We start from the raw sequence: 22262 nt of genomic DNA, 5'->3' as shown, positions 1-22262 counted from the left end.
CAAGGAAAAAGTAAAAAGTAATTTTTTCATTTTAGTTTAAATTCTAAATTTTTCAAAAAGGTAATTGGCAGTTCTTTATTTTTGATTGGCTTCCAAAAAATCAAATTCTTTCTTAAACATCCCGGCCCGGGTTTCTATTTTATCCCCTAAACTCATAATATTTCCCACATTTTTATCATAAACTTTCCATTCCGGCAAGCCGGGGCCATTGGGATTTCCTGTTTTGGCAAAATTCACCCAATAGCTCGACATCGTATTTTCAATTTCTTTATCAAGCTGCTGCCATGGACGCTGCCAGGTGTGTAAGGTATGTAAAGCATAAGGCACTTCTGAAGTATGAAATGCCCCGTAATTGGGAAAGTCGGGTTTATCAGGCGGTACATGACTAAACTGATAAAGATAAGCAGGTTTGTCGGTTAAAATCGCAAGTAAATGGGAAGGTAGTCCGGCAAAGCCCATAAGTGTTTGCTTTTGTTTCATGGCCTTTACTTCATCGTTGGTCGATGCCGGAAAAATGCTCAGGAATTCCTCTGCTTTGTCTTCATATTTTGTTTGAGCCTCCTTTATATATTCTTCGGCGGTCATTTTGTTTTCTCCCAAAAAACTGCCGTCACCCGTTACCCAACCAGTCATTATGGGTACCTGATTATGCTTTTTATTTTGAAAATGTTCCAAAATATTGCTTGGGAGCACATATCCATCCAAAGTTACTCCAAATCGACCCGAGGCATTGCTGTTACTAAGTTGTTGCAACTCCTCCGCAGAAATTTTTCTTAAATCAGAAATAGAATTGCATTTGGCATATTCCATAAATTTCAAACCTTGTTTTTCGGCAATATTTAAGGTTTGCCCCGTCATTCTGGCCAACAGTCCTCCGCTTTGCGGAATCGCTTTTTGGAACAATCCTTTGGCCAATGGCGAAGCGATCAGGGCATTTACACTAAATGCTCCGGCAGATTGACCTAATATGGTGACATTATTTGGGTCGCCACCAAAAGCCGCAATATTTTTCTGAACCCATTTCAAAGCAGCAATCTGATCAAGAAACCCATAATTTCCGGACGAATTATACCCTGATTCTTTACTTAAATCGGGATGAACCATGAAACCCAATACACCCACCCGATAATTGATACTGACAAAAACCACCCCTTTTTTGGCCAATTCTTCTCCATCATATATATCGCAATTGGCTGAACCGCTATTTAGACCTCCACCATAAATCCAAAGCATTACCGGTTGTTTCTCTCCGGATTTTTTAGCGGTTGTCCATACATTGAGATACAAACAATCCTCGCTCAAAGGCTCCGGTTTGGCGATAAACTCCTCTGACCAGCAATAAAATGGTGCCGGTTTATTCTGAATCGGGCTCGATGAAAACCCGGTACACTTTTTCACTCCTGTCCAGTTTTTCACGGGTTGGGGTGCTTTCCAACGCAGCTCACCTATTGGAGGTGCAGCAAATGGTATTCCTTTAAAAATTCTCAGATTTTCCTTTGAGTATCCTTCAACCTTTCCGTTAGTTGTTTTGATAATGGTCTGGGCAAATGTGGAAATGGAAATTAAAGTAAGAAAGATTAGTTTTTTCATGATAATTTAAGGTTTGATATCTGAGTAATACTTATGAAGCTTCAATTTTTTTGGCTAATATTTTTTATTTTCTAATTGCTGTACAATAAGTTAATACTATTTAGTTTTTATTTTTGATTTAAAAAAATCAACCATTTTGTCTAAATATTTATCAATCATAACACCGGGACCATGCCCACCACCATCAACAATCACCAATTCGCTTTCTATGTCATTTTCCTGCAATTTTTTATAAAGTATTTCACTTTGACAATGCGGCACCAGCGGGTCTTTGTTTCCATGAAATATTAAAAAAGGAGGATCACCAGCCGAAACGTAAGAGAGCGGATTGGCCAATGCAACTTTGTCTTTATTTTCCTGAATCGGCCCTCCTACGAGTGTAGATTCCGGAGAATTAGGGTCATCGTGTTTCATGCTACTCCCGCAAGAATCCATCAACAGAAAATCTGTAGGTCCAAAAAAATCAACAACGGCATCAACGTGACTTGAAGTTTCTTTGTATTTACCCAGATTGCCTTCCAGATCAATCTCTAAGCCATTGATTTTCTCGTTTTTAGAATGAGAAGTTACCCCGGCCATGGTAGAAAGGTGACCGCCTGAGGAAAATCCTGTGATACCGATAAATGAGTTATCTAAAGAAAACTGGCTGGCATTGGCTCTAATAAACCTTATGGCGGCTTTTACATCATGAATCTGTGCCGGCCAAATGGCATCACGGCTTGACCGGTGGTTAATCGTTACCACAGCAAAGCCTTTTTTTAGGAGTGACTGTCCATTATTGCCTGAAAAACAGCTTGCTTTTGAAGAATTTGAGAAAAAAGCACTGCCATATACCATTACAACAACAGGAAAAGGTCCTTTCCCTTTTTTGGGTAGAAAAATGTCCAACTTATGTCCTATGATTCCATCTCCCACATAATCGACATCGATCCAGGATTTGGATGCTTCGATGGCTGAGGAGGAATAATTTGAAGGAGCCTGAGCGAAACAATTGAATGCAAGCAATACCAGCCACAAAAGTTTTTTCATAAAATAAAATTTGAGTCTAAGTTACAAAAAATGTGTCCAACTGAGTATTCAAATCAAATTTTGATTTTTGTTTAGATTGAATGCTTTTGAAAAGGGAGCCATGCTTACTAGAATGATATCAGCAGATAGGTCATAAAAATAGAAACAGCTAATCAATTACAAATTAACGTGTTAGCTTGCCCCAAATCACTAATTATGGCTTGAAAAGAATTGTTAAAACAACAACGTCAGATGCCCCATAAAACTATGATTCATGCGTAGCTGGCCGTCGGAAAGGTTGCCGGCAAGGGGCAACTGCATCGAGAAACCCGCCGTGATTTTTTTGTAATAAATCTCTGAGCCTATCATGGCATTGACCATGTACCCACCCGAAAACAGGTTGTTGATGCCGTTTTGCTTGTCAAAAGTGGCGTATTCTGCCAGAGCACCTACATTGGGTAAAAGCGTGAAGTCTCCCAGATAATACTGCCCGAAGGCGTTGACAATTGCCCGGCTTTTGTTGGCAAACTTATAATGATTTTTGTTGGTGCCGTTGATTTTGTAGCTCAGGTCGGTGTTGAGGCCGTAAGAGCCTTTTCTAATGGTATAAATACTGCTAAGGGTGTAGTCCACCGAGCCTGTACCGAGCTGAAAGTTGGGATTGGCTACTTCATCGGAGTTCATAGCATAGTCATATTTTCCGGTGGGGAGTTTTATGCCTCCACCCAGGAGCCAAATGTGGTCAAAAGTGTGAGCAGTGCTGTCCATAAAGGTATTGATTACATTATAGTGAGCCAAAGCCGCCACATCTCCAAATCCTTCCAGCGTCTTTTTATCTCCCGATGCTACCATGGTTTGGGCATTGTATTGGTAAGAACCCATCAAAACCAATTGAGTCTTTTTTACTGGATAAAACCTTAGCCATGGCTCAATAGAATGGAAGCTTTCTTCAGTGCGGAGCAGCTTACTTGTAAAGTGTGATTCATATAGTTTATTCTGAAATCTTATTCCTCCAAATTTAAAATGTGATTGAGGCAAGATGCCAAAAAATGAGGAGCCGTTTCCGCATCCACACACATCACATGCAGTGGCCGAAAGATTTATCGAAACGAGGAGTATCGTAAATAATTTTTTCATAAAAATGAAGGTTTTGATTTTCTTCTCCACCAAAGCAGGAAGCCGGTTACAGACAACAAACCGGGGGTAAGACCTATGATGATAAAAAGGATTTTGAGAAAATGCCCGCCGAAATTGCCCACATGAAGTGGGAACATCAGAGCTTCCAGTTTATCCGGGAAACTCAGATTTTCGAAGGTGCCGATTTTTAATAATTTTCCGGTTTGAGCATCAAAAACTATGGAATTTCCACCGGCAAACAGCTCGTTTTGTGCCCCCAGCTTTCCTCTGATGCTGAATTTTCTTTTCGGCTGTGTAGGAAAATACACATACTCTGCCTGCATTTCGGGCCTGATTTGCCGGGCTTGGGCATAAAGTTTGTCAAATGATATGCCTGCCGGTGTGTTTTTGGGAGTAGGGATAGTTTCTTTTTCCCAGGTTTCTTTTTCAAAAGCAAAAAGATTCATCCAGAAGCCGGTAAAAAAGATTATGATGTTAAAAATCAATGACCACACACCCACCACCCGATGCAGGTCTGAAGATAGTATCCGCCAGTTTTGGTTTCTGATTTTGTTTCTGAAAGTCAACACTTTCAAGATGTTTTTTCGGTAAACTATCAGGCCAGTAAGTATCGAAATGAGCATAGTTAGCCCAAAAATGGCAGTAAGTGCCGCTCCCGGCATACCCAGATGCAGCGAAAAATGCAACTGAAATATCCACTCGATCCAGCCGACCTCCAGATCATCGCCGCGGCCATGTCTGATGATTTCACCTGTATATTGGTTAATGTCTAAAGCACCTAAATCATAAGAAATCAGTCTGGCGTCGTTGATGTACAATCTGAATCTATAGGGCTTTGTAGTTTCACCGGAGGGATTGACCCATGCCAGCCCATCAAGATTAGGGTATAATTGCGTTATTTTTTTATAAATAGTATCCAAACTTTGCTTTTGACCTTCAGGCTTAATTTCTTTTTGATAGAAATAGTCTTCCAGTGAATCCTTATAAACGAGGATTGACCCACTGAGCCCATAAATCAGCAGAAAAAAGCCTGAGAAAAGTCCAAGCCACTTATGGACTTTATAGGTCAAACGCAAAGCAGGTTTACTAAACAAGATGCTATTTTTTCAAAAACTTCTCAGGGCTTTTTACAAAATTATCCTTACACATTGGATTGCAAAAACCATATTGAACACCTTCATGAGTATGTGTAATGGTACTTCCTTTTTTAACTTTCATTTTACATACCGGGTCGATACCATCTTCTTTTAAAACAGCTGTTTCAGCTTTAGCTTTCTTTTTTGATTTTTTGGTGGGTTCCTGTTGGGCCCAGGTTGCTAAGCTTGCCACAGAGGCAAAAATCATAGCGGTTAAAATTATTTTTTTCATCTTTTTAATTTTAAAATTTTTTCTTTTCTGAATGCCGAGGGCAAAATGCCGAAAGCAAAAATATTAATGATGACAAACTTCCATTACTTCATGGAACCGGTCATGCAAAGCATAAATAGCTTTTTTCAATTCTTCTTCTGATTTGCCTTTAGTAACCATTTTGGCAAGGCCTTTTGATTCTTTTTCCAACTTTTTCAAAACTTCTTTCACACCTGGTTTTTGAAAACCGGCAGGAACTTCAGACATTTTCAAAACAGTAGCTGCTTTGGCTAAAGAGGCGGCATTTTCAAGAACCGGCTTAAGATTACCTTCTTCGGCTGGGTGAAAAGTTTTTGACATAATTGCGTGATAATCATCTAATTGGGCCCATTTGGCATCCTGAGCAAAAGAGTTAAGGGATAATAAACTGATAACAAGGACAAAAAGTACTTTTTTCATTGAAGTATTTATTTGGTTTAAAATTTAAAAATTGTTTGAAATTAAAAGAATATTTTATTTCTACATTAAAAAAAAGCTGATTTTTACCAACCAATATATCCAATGGGGGTAATGCCATTGAGTCTTAGATAACAAATAGCTTGCCCCCGATGATGAATAATATGATTTTCCAAAGCATAAAATAATCTCCAAACCGGGATATTTCCACCTGCATAAGCTTCCTCTTTTTCCAAAGTTTTTTCAGGCAGATCTTTCAGAGTTTTTTCAACCCAATCATAAAAATTATTTAACTCAGCCTCGAGCTCTACCTTGGTGAGTTTTGACCAATATTCTTTCTTTTTTGTTTCGTTTGGGTTTTTCAGGTTAAGCCTTCCGCACAATTGAGCAGCGTTAAAAGTGATGCAATGCACAAACTGCGTTCTGAATGAAAATGATTCAGGAGTATATTTATATTCAAATTTTTCTTCGGGCATTTGGTTAAATACCTTCAAAGTGTAATCTCTTGAACTTTTCCAGGCTTCCGAAAATTCATTTATAAAATCTTGTGATTTATTTGAATGATGGTTACGGGCCACCGCCGGAATACTCACCAAACCTGCCAGGGCGGTCTTTAATGCCTGTTTTCTTGAGATTTTCATTTTTTAGTAAGAGAATCGTTTATTTTTTAAGAAATCTTCATCAGTAAGTGTATTCAGAAATACTACCAATTGTTTTTTTTCTGTTGGAGTCATCTGAATACCCAATTTGGTATTTTTCTTAAATGCCGGGTCCAGATTGGGTAGGTTTACTACCCCGCTGTTGTAATGTTCCAGTGCTTCTTCCAAAGTCTGAAACCGACCATCATGCATGTAAGGAAAAGTGTAGGCAATATTCCTGAGTGTTGGTACTTTGAATTTGAAGTCGTCTTCTTTTTGTTCAGTAATCCTGCCTCTGCCGGTATCGAGGGTATCTCTGAAATATCCTGTGTCGAGGCCTGTAGATCTGAACGAATGATCGGTAAAGAGAGGGGCGGGATGGCATCCGGCACATCCTTTCTCGGTAAAAAGTCTCAAACCTTCTTTTTCATCATTGGAAAAAGTAGTTTTACCGGCCTTGTATTGATCATATTTCGAGTTTGCTGTAACCAATGTCAGCATATATTGCGACAGTGCTTTCAGAAATCGCTGAGTAGTAACTTCTTCAGTACCAAATGCCTTTTTAAATAAGGCAGGATATTCCTTGTCTTTTTTGAGCTTTTCGATAACGTTGGTAACCGTTTCGTCCATTTCATTGGGATTTTGAATGGGGGCGATAGAAAAAAGATCCAGGTCAAATACCCCTCCATCCCAAAAAAACTTATCCTGCCAGGCCAGATTCATTAGACCCGGGGCATTTCTGATACCAACACGGTCGTCGATACCATGACTTACGGCATGGCTGTGGTGCGTAAATGCATAAGGTTGACTATGGCATTCGGCACAACTTATTGTACCATCACGGGAAAGACGTCCATCAAAAAATAATTTTTTCCCTAATAGAAAACCATCAGCGGTAATTGGATTTGACTCCATTTTGTATTTCGGTTCAGGAAAACCCTCAGGTATAGTAAACAGGGGTTCATTGGGGTCAATATCCAGCGAGTCCTTTTTTTCGCAAGAAAAAAGACCTGACACCAAAAATAGCGAAACGATTTTTATCGAAATTTTCATTTTTTGAAAAACAGCTGCCGGAAATTGAATAGCCGGCAGCTGAAGTTTTTTTACATTGCGTCGTTATGAACGTGTTCCAAAGCAAAGCTATTTTTGTAATTGGCTGAAACCGGAACCCCAAGTGTAGGGTTCATGATTACTGCACTTGTGGCCAGTTTAATATTTGCACCAAATACTTTCTGTACATCCACCGAAATATGCACCTCAGGGGCAATATTTTTTCTAACAGTAGCTTTGTCAGTACTTAAATCAACGGTGATTTTCTTCAAATTATTGGCTGTTGGGGCCGACATTCCGCCAAATCCACCAATGTGGAACTGGTATTTTTTGTTAGCTGCTGTAATATTGTCAGAATTTCCTTCCATTTTGAAGAAAATGTACCCCGAATTCCATGACCAATACATATTATCGGTACCATACGAAGCCGGGTCTAATACTCCCGTTCTTTTCGAAACATCAGCTACGCTTTTGGCACTGTCAACACCCACAGTATAGGTCAATGAAACGTAATCTGCTGCAGGAACATCGTTCAGTTTAACTGTCTGACTTGCTTTGTCTGATTCTTTAACCAAAAAATACTGATCAGCAAATTTCAGAACTGTGCCATCGGCTTTTTTTAATTCAATATTGCTTACAAAATAGTTCAGAGTAGTAACAGTGAATTTTTCTCCCGAGGTATTGGTGTAGGTTTTTGTTCCCATTACCAAATCTTCAGTACCAACCATATTGTCAAAATTCAAAGAAAGTGAATTTTTGTCATTGAGGCCGATTTCGTCGGCTTTTTCACATGAATAGATAGAAACAGACAATATTGCCAGAAATAAAATTCCAATTTTTTTCATTTTTAAGAATGCTACTTATTTTTTGATTAAGAATATATTATAAAAAAATTTCAATAGAAATGACCAAAATGAGCAATTAGCCCAAACCATAAGCTGAATTGCCCAAATGTTTGGTCATTTCTATTTTCAGGTACCGCAAAGCGAAACCTGAGATTTGTTAAAAAGTTTTTGTTAAAAAGTCTTCGAAATCAAAATTTTGGAGGATGGAAAATAGAAGTGTGGTCTGTGGAGATAGCTTTATCTAAATAAAAATAATTCTTGATTGATTGAGCAAAGTAAGCCTGCTGTCCAAAAAAGTTTCTGAAATTTTCGGTTTTGGTAAAACCCTCAACACCAAAAAACTTAGTCAGGAAATTGTTAGTGGCTTCCTTTTCTTCTTTTTCCTGAGCTTTTTTGAGTTGTTTGGCAAGATAACATTTACCGTCGCAATGCATCTCCGGACGGTTTTTGTTTACACAATAATTCTTGACAATGAAGTCTTTACGAAGTTGATAATCTAAAAAAATAGCAGGAGCCATCAACAGCTTTATTGCCAAAGCTATCAATAAAGTAATGCTTAATATTTTTTTAGAACTTTCCATTATCCTGCAAATATAATCTGTAGATGAAATTTTTGATGATATTTTTTAATATTAATTTGTTCAGGTTTTTTGTTTTTCAATTATTTAAAAGACATTTAAATGCTTTTTAATCAGTAGTTAAAGAGTTTTGTTCTTGTAAAACTCTACAAACTATCTCCTGGTTAGTGTTTTTTGCAGTTCTTTCATATACCACAATTATTTTGTTCTCGGAAGTTGTTATAATTGCCGGGTAATTGCAGATTTCGAAATCCTTACTCAATGTCATTTCAGTTTTTTTCGAATTTAACTTTTGGAGTTCTATTGTGCTAAAATACTCATCATCTATATTTTTTACAGAGGTATAAACCCAGAAAGTCTCTCCTTTAGAATTGGTTGTTAATTGTGGTGCTTTAACAGTGGGTTTAACGATTGATTTTAATATTTCACCGGTCATTATGTTTACTACTTTAATTCCTGTTGCATTTTCCTTTCCGGTAAACCAACTAATGCATATTCCTTCCGGAGTCTCAGTTGCGGTAGGGCCAGCATGAGGGCATCCATCAATTTTCCATTTATCTGGATAGGCATTTCTTGATTTTGAAAAAGTTTTGCCACTATCCTTAGTAAAGATATAACTCATATCTCTTGAGCCATCAGGATACATGTCTCTGTAGAAAATGTGTGTAATTCCTTTGGAATCGGTGATCGCCTCAATTCTGCAACATTCACAAGCCTGATCATCAATAACCACAGGTTCGCCTAAGGCTTTACCTGGAATTGTTTTTGCAAACTTTACACTTCTCCCTTTACTGGTAAGTTTTTCATCTAACCATATTACTCCTATTTCGCCATCAGCCAACCTTACAGGTCTGCTAAACGAGCTGCTCTTGGTCGGTTTTCTGTCTTTAATTACAAACTGCGGTTTAGACCATTGAATTCCATCTTGAGAGTAAACATAGCATAGATCGGATCCAAATCTTGAAGTGGGATTATATTTTTTTATTTCAAAAGTTACAATCATACTCCCATCTTTTTTTACTGCCATTCGAGGCATCCCTTCTGCATGAGTGGCTGCCGAATCAGTGATAGGAACGTAATTTTTAGGGCCGAAAGTTTTTCCATCAAACTTGCAATAATAAAATCTCACTTTTTTTTCAGAGTCTTTTTCCACAAAACTCAAAAGGATTTCTCCATTATGGGTTTCTGTAAAAGATGGGTTAAAGCCTTGATTTTTGGAATCGGAAATAACTGAATCCTGTGCCAGAACTTTTGAAAAAAGCAATATAGCGAAGGTAAAAAAAATGAAATTTTTCATATTTAGAATTGTTGGGCACCTTTAGACATTTTACTAAAGGTGCCAGTTATTTATTTTTTTCCAGAAATATTATATTGAATACCAAATACTAAGGTTCTGGGTGCTGCAGGAGTAAAGGTAGTTCTGTCGTTCGCTGCATTGCCTCTTGTGGCATTGGTGGCATAGAGGGCATCTGTAAGATTAATAATATTGGAATACAGTTCAATTCCTTTCCATTTATAGCCAATTCTAAAATTCAGGATATCATAGCCTTTGTATTCAATGGTGTTTATTTGGTTTTGATACCAGCTTCCTACATGCTGCCATTCTATTGAGGATCTAAGATTTTTGACCCTGGACGGGTAATAGGTTAATTCAGTATTCCAAAGCCATTTTGGAGCTGAAGGCATCAATTTACCATTTACATTTTTCAAAGCATCAGAAGTTTTTTGACTCAAAACAAACTCATCAAATTTATGGATAGCATACGTACCACCATATCTGAAAAATACTTGTTTCGAAGGTTTAAAGGTAAGTCCCATTTCGATTCCTTTATGCATTGTTCTTCCTGCTGCCTGATAATCAGTTGAATTGTCTGGCTGGCGAATACTCAAAAGTTCATTGGTGCCAATGAGTTGATATAAAGATCCATCAAGATATATTTTATTATTTAGTAAAGATATCCAACCCCCGATTTCAGTGTTTTTAAAAGTAGCCGGAACCAGATTGTAATAAAACATATCTCCATTTTCGGCAGCTTTAGGTCTTTTTCTGAATATTGCGGTTAAACCACTTGGAGCAAAACCTTTTGAATAATTGGCATAGATTCCTTTGTTTTTGCCAAAATCATAAGTCAATCCTAGTTTTGGGGTAGTTTGGCTATAGGCTTTTGATCCTCCGATTGCTTTACCTGTGGTTTTATCAATATCAAGATTATTAGTATAGTCAAAAGCCATGTTGTCAAACCTAAGCCCGGCTGAAATTCTTAGATTTTTTATCGGTTCAAAATCATATTGAGCATAAATCGCCGTATTATGTATGTTGGCATTATAGTCAGCAAGTTTGATTTCTGGTCTTTCTTTAGTAATGGTATATTTTTCAACTGATTTTTTGTCGGCTCTAAGCTGAGCTGCCAGATCAATCTGGTAGGCCCAATAGTCATTAGGAGAGTAATCAATAGTAGTTCCTACCACAGCTTTTGAATTCAGAAATTTTAATTTTTGGGTGTGCTGTGCTATGATGCCAAGGCTTTGAAAGTCATTGGAGTTTATTTGACCAGTCGCTACCGATGACCCAGATGTCCACCTTATCTGGTAACTGGGATTTTGTCCGTGTTTGTTGTCCCGGCCAAATGCAGTAATAAATGACTGGGAGCCATTGGCCCAATCTTTTTCAAATGTTAGCCTTGTTCTCAAAGAATATGCCTTTCGATAGGTAAAACCTGTGGTGCTCACATATTGCCGGTTATAAAATGCGATACTATCCACACTGCCACTTGTTTGAGAGTCATATTTACTATAAGAAATCGTAGAAACCAATCTGGCTTTAGGAGAAAAGTGATATTCCAGGCGGGCATATTGGGCATTTTTAGAATAGTCTGAACTGTTCATCCATGCATCTTTTTGGTCAGCAACAAGTCCCCCAAGGTAAAAACCAAATTTTCCGATCATGCCACCAGCTCCATATTGTACACGCTTGTATCCCCATTGGTCAAACTGAACACCTATACGTGCCGTTGGCACAGAGGTAGGCCTTTGTGAAATAAAATTAATAGCCCCACCCACTGCCTCTGGCCCGTAAATAGACGACACAGGCCCTTTTACAACCTCTACAGAACTTACCGTAAACTGGTTCATCTCCAGGAGTGCATTATGATTAAAAACCCCCATCGGACGAATCGGCACACCATCTTCCATATACAGATAGTAGGCATTGGTAGTCATGGGTTGTCTGATTGACATGGAATGTTGCTCGTTGTTGAGGTTTACCATCATTACTCCCGGTGTTTTGTTTATTACTTCGTATATAGAAGTAGCCTTGGCTTCATCTATTTGTTTTGGAGTTAGTTTTGATATCGCAATGGGAGTTTGTGTACGAAGGGCTGCTTCTCTGTTTCCTGTTACTACCATTTGTTGGAGGTTTTCCATTGACGGCTCGAGCCCAATAATAATTTCATTTTCTTTTATTACTGTTAGTTCTTGCGGTGAATATCCAATAGATTGAATACTGATTTTTGAGATGTTAGATGCCTTTAGCTCGAACACACCATTTTGATCCGTAAATGTACCTTCAGGACCATATAAGTTTTTTATGGTTGCCCCAATTACTGCCTCTTTGCTTATAGCATCATAAATTTTGCCCTTTATTTGAGCATAAAGTGCTTTTTGGCTAAAGACAAGCATTGCTATAAAAAAAATATATTTCTTCATTTTTTTTGTAATATTAATTTTTTTTGGAAAAGAAATTCGGGGTCAGGTTTTTTGTAAAAACTTGACAAAGTGAATCTTGTATTCAGATAAAATAACTTGAAATTGCAAGCATTTTATTTGAAGCAGATAGAAATCCTTATTGAAAAAATTATATCCTTGGAGGTTTTAAAAAGGAAATTACAAATTTTGAAGAAATGGATTCTATGTAGTAGAATTGTGGTTTTTGTTTTGAAATAAAAGATTTTAAAGAGAAAAAATCTGAGAAAGCAGAGGTCTTTACTTCACTTTCTGTCAACAAAAGCTTTGATAAAAAGCTGTCAGTGGCTTGTTTTTCATCATTTTCCTGAGCTTTTTTGATTTGTCTGGCAAGATAACATTTGCCATTGCAATGCATCTCCGGACGGTTTTTGTTAATGCAATAATTCCTGACAATGAAGTCTTTGCGAAGTTGATAATCTAAAAATATAACAGGAGCCATCAATAGCTTTATTGCCAAAGCTATCAATAGGGTAATGCTCAATATTTTTTTAGATTTTTCCATTAATTAACAATGTACTATTTTGTTTTGAGAAATTGTTTTAGGAACACATTTTATTAGGAATAAAATGTGTTCCTTTTTTATTGGTTATTTTGGCAGCAATACAGTATCTATTACATGTACCCAACCATTAGAAGCTTTTACTGAGCCCAATATTTTGTTGCCATCTACATAAGTGGCTCCATCTTTTACAGTAAACGTCACATTGGTGCCATCAACCATACCCATGGTTTGTCCATCCTGAAAAAAGTCAGCCGCCAGAGCCGAGGTCATCACATGATGTTGAAGGATATTTACCAGTTTTTCCTTGTTTTCAGTTTTCAAAAGATCATCAACAGTTCCGGCAGGGAGTTTTTCAAATGCTGCATTTACCGGAGCAAATACTGTAAACGGGCCGGCATTGGAAAGTGAAGTAACCAGGTCGGCTGCAGCAACAGCTTTTACCAGTGTAGTATGGTCTGGCGATGCAACGGCTACCTTTACTACATCTTTTTCAGACTCATCGTCTTTAACTGCTTCCTGCCCACCCATTGTGGCAGTTTGCTCTGTAGAAGTACTTTCAGAACCGGTACTTTTACATGAAAAACAGATTGATGATAACAGACCGATAGAAATAATAATTGTTTTCATAAGGTTTGAAAATTTAAAATTTGATTATAAATCTTTTTTATTGAATATACGATAACTGAATACTAGCGGAACTAAGACCCAGAGGATCAGTAAAATAAATGAAAGTACGATACCCCAATTGGCCGAGAAAAAATTGTGAAAAACAGCACCGGTGATACCCATCAATGCTGAAACATCAAGCTGCATCAAAACTAAAATACGGGCCAAATCTGCGGGGTTAAGTGCTGAGAGAACCAAAGAAGCGGTTTCCATGGGATAATCACTCATATTGACCAAAACTGAGAGCACCAGACCGTCATACAAGATGCACAGATAAAACCATAAACCGAGAGCAATGCCTATACCCTTTGCTTTGTCTCGGGTAATGACTGAAGCCAGAAAAGCCACAGAAACAAAAACAAGCGTTATTAAAAGACCACTTCCAATCAAGGTAAGACCTTTGGCTGAACCATCAAATATCAATGTAGGCAAACCAATACCAATCAGAAACGCCAGACTTAAAGAGATACTTAGCCCTAAAAACTGGCTGAAGAAAATAGTTTTTCGGCTAATGGGTTGAGCCGCCATGAGCTCGATAAATTCGTAGGAATTATAAAAATGAATGGTCGAAAAAATCACACTCACCAACGGAATAACCATGATGTTGATATTGAGGAGGCTCAAAATCCCTTTATTGGAATCTGATTCAAACAAAAAGAAACTGATACTCAATACCAAAAGCAACAGGGTGTAGCCCATGACAAACCTGTTGCGAATGATGTCATATACTACGTATTTTATAGTTTTTTTCATAAATCTGATGTTTAATAATGAGTGTACCCACAGTGAGTAAATAGCCTAAAAATGATAATCCGTTGAGTAATCCGCCGGTCATTTTTAATGAATTAATTATAAAAATGTCTCCTAGAATCCTCATAAAAAGGCTTAGATTTAGTGCAGTAAGCCACAAATAGAAAACGGGATGGAATGGCTTGTGATTGATTTTTAACAATGCTGGGAATATGATAGGAGCATGGGCAAGTATCATGTTCAACACAAAACCAATAAAAAAAGCATGAAGTAATGCATCGTAAAGTAAAAAACCCTTAAGAAATCCCAGTAGCCCAGTAATTATCAGCCAAATAAAAGCTGAGAAAAGGCTAATGCCCAAAAATTTATATGATCCTTTTTTCTTTAAGTTAATCAGTGAAATATCATTTCTGATGAGCCATTGAGCCAGGCCAATCATACTGATATTAAGAATCCCAGAAGATCCGTTATGATAAAAAGCTGCAGCTAACGTTAATACCAGAAGCCAGAAATACAATTCGGTTTTCTGGAATTTTTTTTTGGGTAAAAATCGGGTCAGCTCGAGCCTTTCACCAATAATTGTAAACAAGAAAAATAACATCCATGCCGCAAAGGTCATTGGGTAGGATTGGGTCTGGAACAAAGTATAATGACCCACGAGCTGAAAAATGGCTCCAAAACTCAAAAGGAGGTCACCTTCGTTTTTATATTTTTTGAAAATATAAATACAAACCCCCAGATATGCCAGACTGCCGCTCATCAAAAGAATATTGCTTATTTTAGGAAAACCCAATAAAAAGAAAAGCACGCTAATACCAAATGATAAAGGAATAAGGAATAAAACTTTTTTATGTAGTGTTACTACCCGCTCAAGACTTACTAATGTTCCCAGAAAACCACCGACCATAAAAACACCATGCTGGCTTACGGGTACAGGTGATGGAATTGTAAAGCCCCAACCCAAACGAATCCAGCCACCCATCACTCCCAATATGAGCGAGATTAAAGCAAAAGGAATAATATATAAAAATGGAGACTTCATCAAAAACACAACATTTTTTTGCTCATTTGCATGATCTGGGCAATGATCCTGCTTAGTCGGTTCTCGCCAAATTCGCTTTGTAATACTTCTAATTCTTTGAATATTTTCAACTGACCATCCTGCAAATAAACCACATGCGTTGCCAGCTCTTCGAGGTCTGACATGATATGGGAAGTAATCAAAATGAGTTTGCCTTTTGTTTTTTCTTTTTGAATTTTTGCTTTTAAAATTTCACTCGAAACCGGGTCAAGACCTGCTGTGGGCTCATCGAGGATCAGCACTTTTGGATTAAATAAAAATGCCAGTGCAGCACTTACTTTTTGCTTGGTTCCTCCTGAAAGTGTCCCAAGTGGTTTCTGGTATATTTCACGAAGCTTAAAGGCCTCTATTATTTCCTCGTCAAGTTCATATTCTTTCAAATTGCGAATATCCACCATCATGTCAATAAGTTGACTGATCTTCAAATTCGGTGGATAGTTACCGATTTGAGGCATATAGCCGATCTGATTCCTATAATCAAAAGCATTTTTTATGGAAATATTTTGAAATCTGATTTCACCTTTGTCAGGAATTACCATTCCCAGCAATGACTTGATGAGCGTGGTTTTTCCTGAGCCATTTGGTCCCAAAATGGCAATGCACTGACCGAGTTCAAACTTTAGATTGATATCTTTCAATACCTCCAGTTTGCCAAATGACTTTCCTATATTTTCAAAAACTATCATCAATTTATGCCTTTAATTCTATTGTTTTTATGCTGTTGGGTTTCATTTGCGGGCTATCATCTTTCAGATTTTCAGGCGTAAAACTTGGGATTATCCTTTCGATTTTGTCCAAAAGCGTTACGGTAAAACTTCTCAGCAATATCATAACCTGGGGCATACGCTCCACGAGGGTAGAAAACATACTCACCGGTCTGTAGGCTACATCGCCATGGCCGTCCTTGTTGAGGTCATAACCCTGATACTTGTCCCAATAGTTGTTTTCCAGATAATTAAAAACCACTGAACCATTGGTAGCAAGATCAAAAGTATTTGCTTGAAAATTATTGTTTTTAATGTGATTTTCGTCGCAATTGGCCTGTATTCTTAATCCTATTCCGTTTTGCTCTATGATACATTCTTTTATGTTCATGCGGCTGCATCCTTCCATATAGATGCCTACAGTATTGTCAAGAAAATGATTGTGAATGATATCACTGTCTGTTATGTCTTTCAATAAAATCCCGTAAGCCGATCCTCCCCAGTTTTTATTGAAAATGTTTTCATGCATTTTTACTCTTTTCGAATACATGACGGCTACCCCTGCACCATTGTTTACAAAATTGTTTTTGTAATATTCGTCCTGGTGTGAAAACATAAAGTGAAGGCCATATCTGATATTTTTTGTAGAGTAATTCCTGAAGATACGGGAGTTGGTTACAAATTCGAAATAAATGCCGTCGCGATGTCCCTCCACATAGTTGTCAGAAATTTCAATTTCATCGCATTTCCATGCATGTATGCCATTACCGGTGGTTTGTTCTTCTTTTGGAGTCCCTTTGATGTTGTTTTTTGAGACCTGACATTTGTTAGAAGAGGAAAGATATACTGCAAAGTAGCAATTTCTGAACTCGTTGCCTGTCACCTTTACATTTTCTGATTCCAGCACTTTCACTGCAGCCCAATCGATCATGCTGGTTTCTCCAATATTGACAAATCTTATTCCTGATATTTTTACATCATTGGCTTTTACAATGAAAATCTCACCTTTCAGTTCAGCATCAAGGACCGGGAAACCAAGCCCTTTTATGCTCAGTGGCTTTGTGATTTCCAGATTTAGGACTTTGTAATTGCCCTTATTGATAATTATCTGGTCATTGGCCTGAGATAATTTCAGTGCTGCTTTAAGCTCCGAGGGATTGTTTACCTGCCATGTTTTGGCCGGCAATAAGCCCGGAATCAATGCAAGTAATATCAGAATTAGTTTATTCATTCGAGTTTTGATTTTACCTCTTCCCAGCTCATCATTTGAGCAGTGGTATCGCTTTTGAGGTAGTCATTGGCTTTCTTTGGGTCTTTAAATGCCCCAACATTGCCCAACATCGGACTCCTCATTTCACCTGAATAAACAAAAGTGGCTTCTTCAACTCCCAATAATTCGCCGGGAGCATCCACGCCATTAAATACTATGAATTTAAACTGAGCGTCCTCCTGATTGCTCACTTGCATGTATTTAACCATGCAGGCGGCGTCGTCAAACTTAAAAACCTTTCCTTTTTGGCTTACGAGTTCGGTTCCAAACTTTTTGTCCATGATGGTCATTTTGCAAAACTCACAGTTCTCTTTTCCATAATTGATAGTTTCAGGACCGCTACTACATGAAGTGACCACAGATATTACCAAAAGGAAAAGGGTGATTTTCAGGATATTAAGCATTTTACTTATTTGTTTTTGTTTCAAATATCACCACGCCAATGGTTACTACACCTAAAAGCACAAACAGCCAACCGCCAATATCCGGAATCGAATAAGCTCCGAAATTGAGGAGTTCTTTGTAGCCAATCAATGGAGGTTGATAGGCCATGCCCGGTACTTTTATGGCTGCGTCATCGCTGAGGTTATGTCCATATTCGTAGCCCCATTTCCAGAAATCATACATGGCTACAATACCTGATACAATCAGTAATGCCAGAAATCCAAAAACCATTTTTCGGTTTTTTGAAAGTGCAGTTAAAACACCCAAAGCGATGATTACTCCTACGGCATAGGGCAGGATTTTAAACTCAGGAAACATCTCTTCTTTGATGTGTGCCATGCCTATGTAATGGTTGAGACCATTGATGATATCCACCTGACCACTAAGTTTATACAACCAGATACTCATCGAAAGACCTTCAGGATATTGAGGTGCCCACAGATCGATTTTCCAGATAGGAACAAAATAGGTGATGGTCAATAATAAGGAACTTACCAAAAGGCTTATCCAGGATATTTTCTTTAAAGGTTTCATTGTTTTTTTGATGAAAAAAAGGCGAGCGAATGTTACACCCGCCTTTTTTTTTATTTAAATATTATTTTTTTGCTACTTTCTTTTCAGCCTCTGCTGTTGGGTTTTTACCAAGTCCCCAAGTGAGCGGAACATTGCTGCCCGCAGGCGATACCCTCACATAGCCCTGCATTTCCTGATGCAGTGCCGAGCAAAAATCAGTGCAATAAATCGGCGTAACTCCCACTTTGGTTGGAATCCATTTAAGTGTAGAAGTTTCGCCTGGCATTACCAAAACCTCAGCATTTTGATTTCCTCTTACGGCAAAGCCATGAGGTACATCCCAGTCTTGTTCCAGATTAGTGACATGGAAATAAACCACATCACCCATTTTCACACCTTCAATATTGTCAGGAGCGAAGTGCGACCGTATGGCTGTCATATAAACATGAACCTCGTTGCCTTTGCGTACCACTTTGGTCTCCTTTTCACCTTTGGCTGCATAAGGGTGTTTGTTTTCCTCCAGTTTAAAGATTTTCTTCACGTTTTTCTCCACCAAAGCAGCCGGGATTGATTCAGCATAGTGAGGTTCTCCTGTTGTTGGGAAGTCAAGAATAAGCTTCATTTTATCACCGGAAATATCATACAGCTGAGCCGATTGAGCCAGTTCAGGTCCTGTAGGAAGGTAGCGGTCTTTTGTGATTTTGTTGTAGGCAACTACGTATTTTCCATGCGGCTTGGCAGTTGGTCCACCGGGGATACTCAGGTGACCCACCGAATAGAAAGTAGGTACACGGTCAACCACTTCCAGTTTTTCGATGTTCCATTTTACCAATTCTGAAGACACAAAGAATGAGGTGATGGCATTTCCTCTTCCGTCAAATTCAGTATGCAATGGTCCTAAGCCCGGCTTTTTAACTTCGCCGTGTAATACCGCATCATATTTTAATACCGGGATACCGTCAAAATCTCCGTCAAAAGTTTTGCTTTCAATGGCTTTGATCATTTTATCAAATGAGAACACCGGAATCACAGCTGCTAATTTTCCGGAACCCACAATATATTGACCTGTAGGATCTACATCACAACCATGAGGCGACTTAGGGCATGGCATAAAATAGAGCATACCCGGGCATTCTTTCGGATCGAGGGTCATTACCTCGTTCATAATAGTAGAAGTGGCACTGTGGGTTTCATCACTATATACATTATGAGCATATTTTGCAGCTTCTTTTTTGCCTTTGCCCTGAGCAAGATATTCTTCGGCTTTCTTCCAGTTTACAGCCAAAATAAAGTCTTTGTCTTTTTGCGAAGCATTTACTTCCAGCAAGCTGTTGGCCTGCTCTGTATTGTAGGTGGAGAAAAAGAACCAGCCTGCAGATTTGGCTTTACCGGCACGTGCCAGGTCAAAGCTCACTCCAGGGGTTTTTAGCTGGAATTTGATTCCCATTCTTCCTGTGTTTTTATCAATACTTACAAAGCTTATATAACCCTTAAAGTTTTGTTTAAAAGAGCTGATGGGTACATCGGCTTTGGCGTCTGGTGGTACTGAAAAACGTGTTCCTGCTACTGCATACTCCGTGTTGGCAGTAATAAAAGGGGAGGAGTGGTTACCGCCCGAATTGGGTAGTTCGATGATTTCTTCTGTTCTGAAAGTCGAAAGGCTTACTCTGGCAATACGCGGTGTATTGTTACCATTGATAAAAGCCCACTTTCCATCGTGCTCTGAGTTGGTTGTCGAAAGTGCCACGTGGTGAGAGTCATCCCAGGGAACAAAACCATGAGAAGTGTTGAGCATAGGTTTGGTTTCTTCAGAATACCCCCAGCCATTTTCAGCAAATTGAGAAAATACAGGGATAATTTTTAAAGTACGACCCGAAGGCAATCCTACCACTGATAGTTGCCCGTTGAATCCGCCGGAAACTATATTGTAAAACTCGTCATATTCGCCTGGTTTTACATAAGCTCTTTCTGCTGCGTCACCTGCCAGAAAAGAATCGCTCGAGGCTTTTTCATTTGCTGGTTTACATGCAGCCATGCTGACTATTGTGGCTCCAAGAGCCACAATGCGTAAATAATTGATTTTCATTATTTTATTTTTATTTAGATATGATTTTTCGGGCTTATTTTTCGCCGTCATTTTGTCTCATGAATTCCAAAACCCCTCTGGCCTCTTTTTCAGAGATATTTTGATTTGGCATTCTGATCAGACATTCCTCCAGCATTTTTTGGGCTTCAGGGTCGCTTTCCAGCATCATGTCCACATTGGTTATCATGTTGATAATCCATTCCGGTTTACGTTTTTTGGTTACGCCAGACCAACCCGGTCCAACCAGGCGTTCCTGGGTAAGTTTATGGCAAGAGCCACATTTCATGTCATAAATTCCTTGTCCTTCTTTTACCATCGCCTGATCAAGCGGGGTACTGAGAGCAATCTCTTTTACTTCGGTGCCATGAACTTCCTCTTGTTTTAGAAGTACTGAATCACTTGTTTCCGGACTTTCTGCCCTTTTTTCTGCTCCCCCGCAGCCCCAAATGATTAATGTTAAGGTTATTAAACCCAGAATTTTGTTTTTCATTACGTTTAAATAATTTATTTGAAAATAGAAGTAAGTAAAATAATTACGAATATAAGACCTTCTTATCTTTTTAACAAAAGTATTGTTTGATTGGCTTAATGAATTATGATTAATACCAAGGATAGAATATGATATTAATCATTTAGCATAAAAAAAGACCTTTATATCTTTATATCTCAATTAAATTAACAAGAAATGGAATTAATAAGTGAACTGAAAGTGGGGCAAATTGTAAGAAAAAACCCTAAAGCTGCGGATGTATTCAACGAATATGGAATAGATTATTGTTGTGGAGGCAATGTGATGCTGAGTGAGGTATGTGAGAAGCAGGAAATTAATTTTGAGGAAATAAGTCAAAAGATAGAAAAAACATTTGAAGAAAAGCAACCTTCAAGTCTGGATTTTGATCAGTTTGAGCTTGACTTTTTAGCCGATTATGTAACCAATGTTCACCATAATTATCTTTACAAAAATCTGCCTGAAGTCAGGTTTTACGTTGAAAAGGTATTTAATAAACATGGAGAAAGGTTTGATTATCTTCCGGAATTGCATGATTTATATCTTGCATTGGAGGGTGATTTATTGGGGCACTTGCCTAAAGAGGAGAATATCCTGTTTCCTTATATAAAGAAAATGATAAATGAATTGAAACTAAAGGAAAAATCAGAGAAACCATTTTTCGGAACCATACAAAACCCAATCTCAGTGATGCATGCTGAACATGATGAGGCGGGGGAGATTTTGCACCGTTTACGAAAAATCACAAACAATTATACTGCACCCGAAAATGCCTGTAACTCACATCTGGTGATGATCAGCAAACTAAAAGAGATGGATGCTGATTTGGTACAACATATTCACATCGAAAACAATATTTTATTTCCGAAAGTAGTACTTTTGGAGGAGGAATATTTTAAAAATGCTATAGCATGATTTCAAAAACTTGCGGATATGCCATCAGAGGCATGGTTTTGCTCTCTTTAGAACAAAATCAGGAGAAAAAAATCGGGATTCAGGAAATAGCAGAAGAACTTTCGGTTCCCCAGCATTTTATGGGGAAAATCCTCCAGGATCTTTCCAAGCGTGGTTTGATAGGCTCAATAAAGGGACCGCATGGTGGGTTTTATTGCAACAACCATACTCAAGAATTACAATTGATTGAGGTGATAGAGGCAGTTGACGGCCTGGGTATATTAAAAAAATGCTTTTTAGGGCGTGACGAATGTTCTGCCATAAATCCCTGCCCCATGCATGACGATTTTGATGGTTGTCGTACAGCTATTTTTAAAGTTTTTGCAAGCAAAACCATTGCTGATCTGGTGTCAAGTGTTGATTTGGGAGAGAGTGTTTTAATAGGGTAATT

The 22262-nt window shown here is 38.2% G+C and carries 22 protein-coding genes and 1 pseudogene; 2 read left to right on the top strand and 21 right to left on the bottom strand.

Annotated features, from left to right (window positions below; all coding sequences use genetic code 11):
• Positions 1-75: 75 nt before the first annotated feature.
• The 21 genes and pseudogenes from IPP61_03690 to IPP61_03590 form a co-directional block, all read right to left on the bottom strand.
• A complete protein-coding gene (locus IPP61_03690) occupies positions 76-1590 on the bottom strand; it encodes a carboxylesterase family protein (protein MBL0324276.1) in 1515 nt (504 codons plus the stop codon).
• A gap of 96 nt (positions 1591-1686) precedes the next feature.
• On the bottom strand, positions 1687-2619 hold the full coding sequence (locus tag IPP61_03685) for an alpha/beta hydrolase (protein ID MBL0324275.1): 933 nt from the start codon (positions 2617-2619) through the stop codon (positions 1687-1689).
• 213 nt (positions 2620-2832) lie between these two features.
• Positions 2833-3735 carry a hypothetical protein gene (locus IPP61_03680; GenBank protein MBL0324274.1) on the bottom strand — a complete coding sequence of 301 codons (903 nt, stop codon included), beginning with the start codon at positions 3733-3735 and terminating at the stop codon, positions 2833-2835.
• Positions 3732-4829 carry a PepSY domain-containing protein gene (locus IPP61_03675; protein MBL0324273.1) on the bottom strand — a complete coding sequence of 366 codons (1098 nt, stop codon included), beginning with the start codon at positions 4827-4829 and terminating at the stop codon, positions 3732-3734. Before IPP61_03675 ends, IPP61_03680 begins: the two co-directional genes overlap by 4 nt.
• A 4-nt stretch (positions 4830-4833) precedes the next feature.
• The gene (locus IPP61_03670) at positions 4834-5103 is read right to left on the bottom strand and encodes a YHS domain-containing protein (protein MBL0324272.1); all 270 of its coding nucleotides are present in this window, start codon (positions 5101-5103) and stop codon (positions 4834-4836) included.
• Between the two features lie 63 nt (positions 5104-5166).
• Positions 5167-5541 carry a hypothetical protein gene (locus tag IPP61_03665; GenBank protein ID MBL0324271.1) on the bottom strand — a complete coding sequence of 125 codons (375 nt, stop codon included), beginning with the start codon at positions 5539-5541 and terminating at the stop codon, positions 5167-5169.
• Positions 5542-5624: 83 nt separating this feature from the next.
• Positions 5625-6179, bottom strand: a complete 555-nt coding sequence (locus IPP61_03660; protein ID MBL0324270.1) for a DinB family protein — start codon at positions 6177-6179, stop codon at positions 5625-5627.
• A gap of 3 nt (positions 6180-6182) precedes the next feature.
• Positions 6183-7229, bottom strand: a complete 1047-nt coding sequence (locus IPP61_03655) for a cytochrome-c peroxidase (protein ID MBL0324269.1) — start codon at positions 7227-7229, stop codon at positions 6183-6185.
• 50 nt (positions 7230-7279) lie between these two features.
• Complete coding sequence (locus IPP61_03650) at positions 7280-8071, bottom strand: hypothetical protein (GenBank protein ID MBL0324268.1); 792 nt, start codon at positions 8069-8071, stop codon at positions 7280-7282.
• 188 nt (positions 8072-8259) lie between these two features.
• A complete protein-coding gene (locus tag IPP61_03645; protein MBL0324267.1) occupies positions 8260-8652 on the bottom strand; it encodes a hypothetical protein in 393 nt (130 codons plus the stop codon).
• Between the two features lie 106 nt (positions 8653-8758).
• The gene (locus IPP61_03640; GenBank protein ID MBL0324266.1) at positions 8759-9946 is read right to left on the bottom strand and encodes an exo-alpha-sialidase; all 1188 of its coding nucleotides are present in this window, start codon (positions 9944-9946) and stop codon (positions 8759-8761) included.
• A 50-nt stretch (positions 9947-9996) separates the two neighbouring features.
• Positions 9997-12354: a TonB-dependent receptor gene (locus IPP61_03635; GenBank protein MBL0324265.1), complete on the bottom strand. Its 2358-nt coding sequence runs from the start codon at positions 12352-12354 to the stop codon at positions 9997-9999.
• A gap of 148 nt (positions 12355-12502) precedes the next feature.
• The gene (locus IPP61_03630) at positions 12503-12895 is read right to left on the bottom strand and encodes a hypothetical protein (GenBank protein ID MBL0324264.1); all 393 of its coding nucleotides are present in this window, start codon (positions 12893-12895) and stop codon (positions 12503-12505) included.
• 84 nt (positions 12896-12979) lie between these two features.
• Entirely contained in the window at positions 12980-13522 is a 543-nt protein-coding gene (locus tag IPP61_03625) for a fasciclin domain-containing protein (protein MBL0324263.1), read from the bottom strand.
• A gap of 24 nt (positions 13523-13546) precedes the next feature.
• Positions 13547-14314, bottom strand: a complete 768-nt coding sequence (locus IPP61_03620) for an ABC transporter permease subunit (GenBank protein ID MBL0324262.1) — start codon at positions 14312-14314, stop codon at positions 13547-13549.
• Complete coding sequence (locus tag IPP61_03615) at positions 14283-15353, bottom strand: hypothetical protein (protein MBL0324261.1); 1071 nt, start codon at positions 15351-15353, stop codon at positions 14283-14285. Before IPP61_03615 ends, IPP61_03620 begins: the two co-directional genes overlap by 32 nt.
• The gene (locus IPP61_03610; GenBank protein ID MBL0324260.1) at positions 15353-16078 is read right to left on the bottom strand and encodes an ABC transporter ATP-binding protein; all 726 of its coding nucleotides are present in this window, start codon (positions 16076-16078) and stop codon (positions 15353-15355) included. The genes IPP61_03615 and IPP61_03610 overlap by 1 nt, the downstream gene beginning before the upstream one ends.
• A 4-nt stretch (positions 16079-16082) precedes the next feature.
• Positions 16083-17327 (bottom strand): nitrous oxide reductase family maturation protein NosD, encoded by a 1245-nt coding sequence (nosD, locus tag IPP61_03605; protein ID MBL0324259.1) that lies wholly within the window; start codon positions 17325-17327, stop codon positions 16083-16085.
• Positions 17324-18344 (bottom strand): annotated as a pseudogene (locus IPP61_03600) (nitrous oxide reductase accessory protein NosL). The gene nosD and the pseudogene IPP61_03600 overlap by 4 nt, the downstream one beginning before the upstream one ends.
• A 61-nt stretch (positions 18345-18405) precedes the next feature.
• Positions 18406-20409: a Sec-dependent nitrous-oxide reductase gene (nosZ, locus tag IPP61_03595; protein MBL0324258.1), complete on the bottom strand. Its 2004-nt coding sequence runs from the start codon at positions 20407-20409 to the stop codon at positions 18406-18408.
• Positions 20410-20443: 34 nt separating this feature from the next.
• Positions 20444-20899, bottom strand: a complete 456-nt coding sequence (locus IPP61_03590; protein ID MBL0324257.1) for a cytochrome c — start codon at positions 20897-20899, stop codon at positions 20444-20446.
• A gap of 195 nt (positions 20900-21094) precedes the next feature.
• Between IPP61_03590 and ric the strand changes: the two genes are divergently transcribed.
• Positions 21095-21832 carry an iron-sulfur cluster repair di-iron protein gene (gene ric / locus IPP61_03585; GenBank protein MBL0324256.1) on the top strand — a complete coding sequence of 246 codons (738 nt, stop codon included), beginning with the start codon at positions 21095-21097 and terminating at the stop codon, positions 21830-21832.
• The gene (locus tag IPP61_03580; protein MBL0324255.1) at positions 21829-22260 is read left to right on the top strand and encodes an Rrf2 family transcriptional regulator; all 432 of its coding nucleotides are present in this window, start codon (positions 21829-21831) and stop codon (positions 22258-22260) included. The genes ric and IPP61_03580 overlap by 4 nt, the downstream gene beginning before the upstream one ends.
• Positions 22261-22262: the final 2 nt, after the last annotated feature.

It is taken from the genome of Cytophagaceae bacterium (assembly GCA_016722655.1).
Classification (GTDB): domain Bacteria; phylum Bacteroidota; class Bacteroidia; order Cytophagales; family Spirosomataceae; genus Leadbetterella.
Note: the sequence above shows the minus strand (reverse complement) of the source record. Positions and strands in the feature narration are given on the sequence as shown.

Coding starts and splice junctions, on each gene's coding strand:
- IPP61_03615 (MBL0324261.1), bottom strand. CDS start 15,353: ATGAAGTCTCCATTTTTATATATTATTCCTTTTGCTTTAATCTCGCTC.
- nosD (MBL0324259.1), bottom strand. CDS start 17,327: ATGAATAAACTAATTCTGATATTACTTGCATTGATTCCGGGCTTATTG.
- IPP61_03670 (MBL0324272.1), bottom strand. CDS start 5,103: ATGAAAAAAATAATTTTAACCGCTATGATTTTTGCCTCTGTGGCAAGC.
- IPP61_03665 (MBL0324271.1), bottom strand. CDS start 5,541: ATGAAAAAAGTACTTTTTGTCCTTGTTATCAGTTTATTATCCCTTAAC.
- IPP61_03620 (MBL0324262.1), bottom strand. CDS start 14,314: ATGAAAAAAACTATAAAATACGTAGTATATGACATCATTCGCAACAGG.
- IPP61_03630 (MBL0324264.1), bottom strand. CDS start 12,895: ATGGAAAAATCTAAAAAAATATTGAGCATTACCCTATTGATAGCTTTG.
- IPP61_03635 (MBL0324265.1), bottom strand. CDS start 12,354: ATGAAGAAATATATTTTTTTTATAGCAATGCTTGTCTTTAGCCAAAAA.
- IPP61_03660 (MBL0324270.1), bottom strand. CDS start 6,179: ATGAAAATCTCAAGAAAACAGGCATTAAAGACCGCCCTGGCAGGTTTG.
- IPP61_03625 (MBL0324263.1), bottom strand. CDS start 13,522: ATGAAAACAATTATTATTTCTATCGGTCTGTTATCATCAATCTGTTTT.
- IPP61_03580 (MBL0324255.1), top strand. CDS start 21,829: ATGATTTCAAAAACTTGCGGATATGCCATCAGAGGCATGGTTTTGCTC.
- IPP61_03655 (MBL0324269.1), bottom strand. CDS start 7,229: ATGAAAATTTCGATAAAAATCGTTTCGCTATTTTTGGTGTCAGGTCTT.
- ric (MBL0324256.1), top strand. CDS start 21,095: ATGGAATTAATAAGTGAACTGAAAGTGGGGCAAATTGTAAGAAAAAAC.
- IPP61_03610 (MBL0324260.1), bottom strand. CDS start 16,078: ATGATAGTTTTTGAAAATATAGGAAAGTCATTTGGCAAACTGGAGGTA.
- IPP61_03640 (MBL0324266.1), bottom strand. CDS start 9,946: ATGAAAAATTTCATTTTTTTTACCTTCGCTATATTGCTTTTTTCAAAA.
- IPP61_03680 (MBL0324274.1), bottom strand. CDS start 3,735: ATGAAAAAATTATTTACGATACTCCTCGTTTCGATAAATCTTTCGGCC.
- IPP61_03650 (MBL0324268.1), bottom strand. CDS start 8,071: ATGAAAAAAATTGGAATTTTATTTCTGGCAATATTGTCTGTTTCTATC.
- IPP61_03590 (MBL0324257.1), bottom strand. CDS start 20,899: ATGAAAAACAAAATTCTGGGTTTAATAACCTTAACATTAATCATTTGG.
- IPP61_03685 (MBL0324275.1), bottom strand. CDS start 2,619: ATGAAAAAACTTTTGTGGCTGGTATTGCTTGCATTCAATTGTTTCGCT.
- nosZ (MBL0324258.1), bottom strand. CDS start 20,409: ATGAAAATCAATTATTTACGCATTGTGGCTCTTGGAGCCACAATAGTC.
- IPP61_03645 (MBL0324267.1), bottom strand. CDS start 8,652: ATGGAAAGTTCTAAAAAAATATTAAGCATTACTTTATTGATAGCTTTG.
- IPP61_03690 (MBL0324276.1), bottom strand. CDS start 1,590: ATGAAAAAACTAATCTTTCTTACTTTAATTTCCATTTCCACATTTGCC.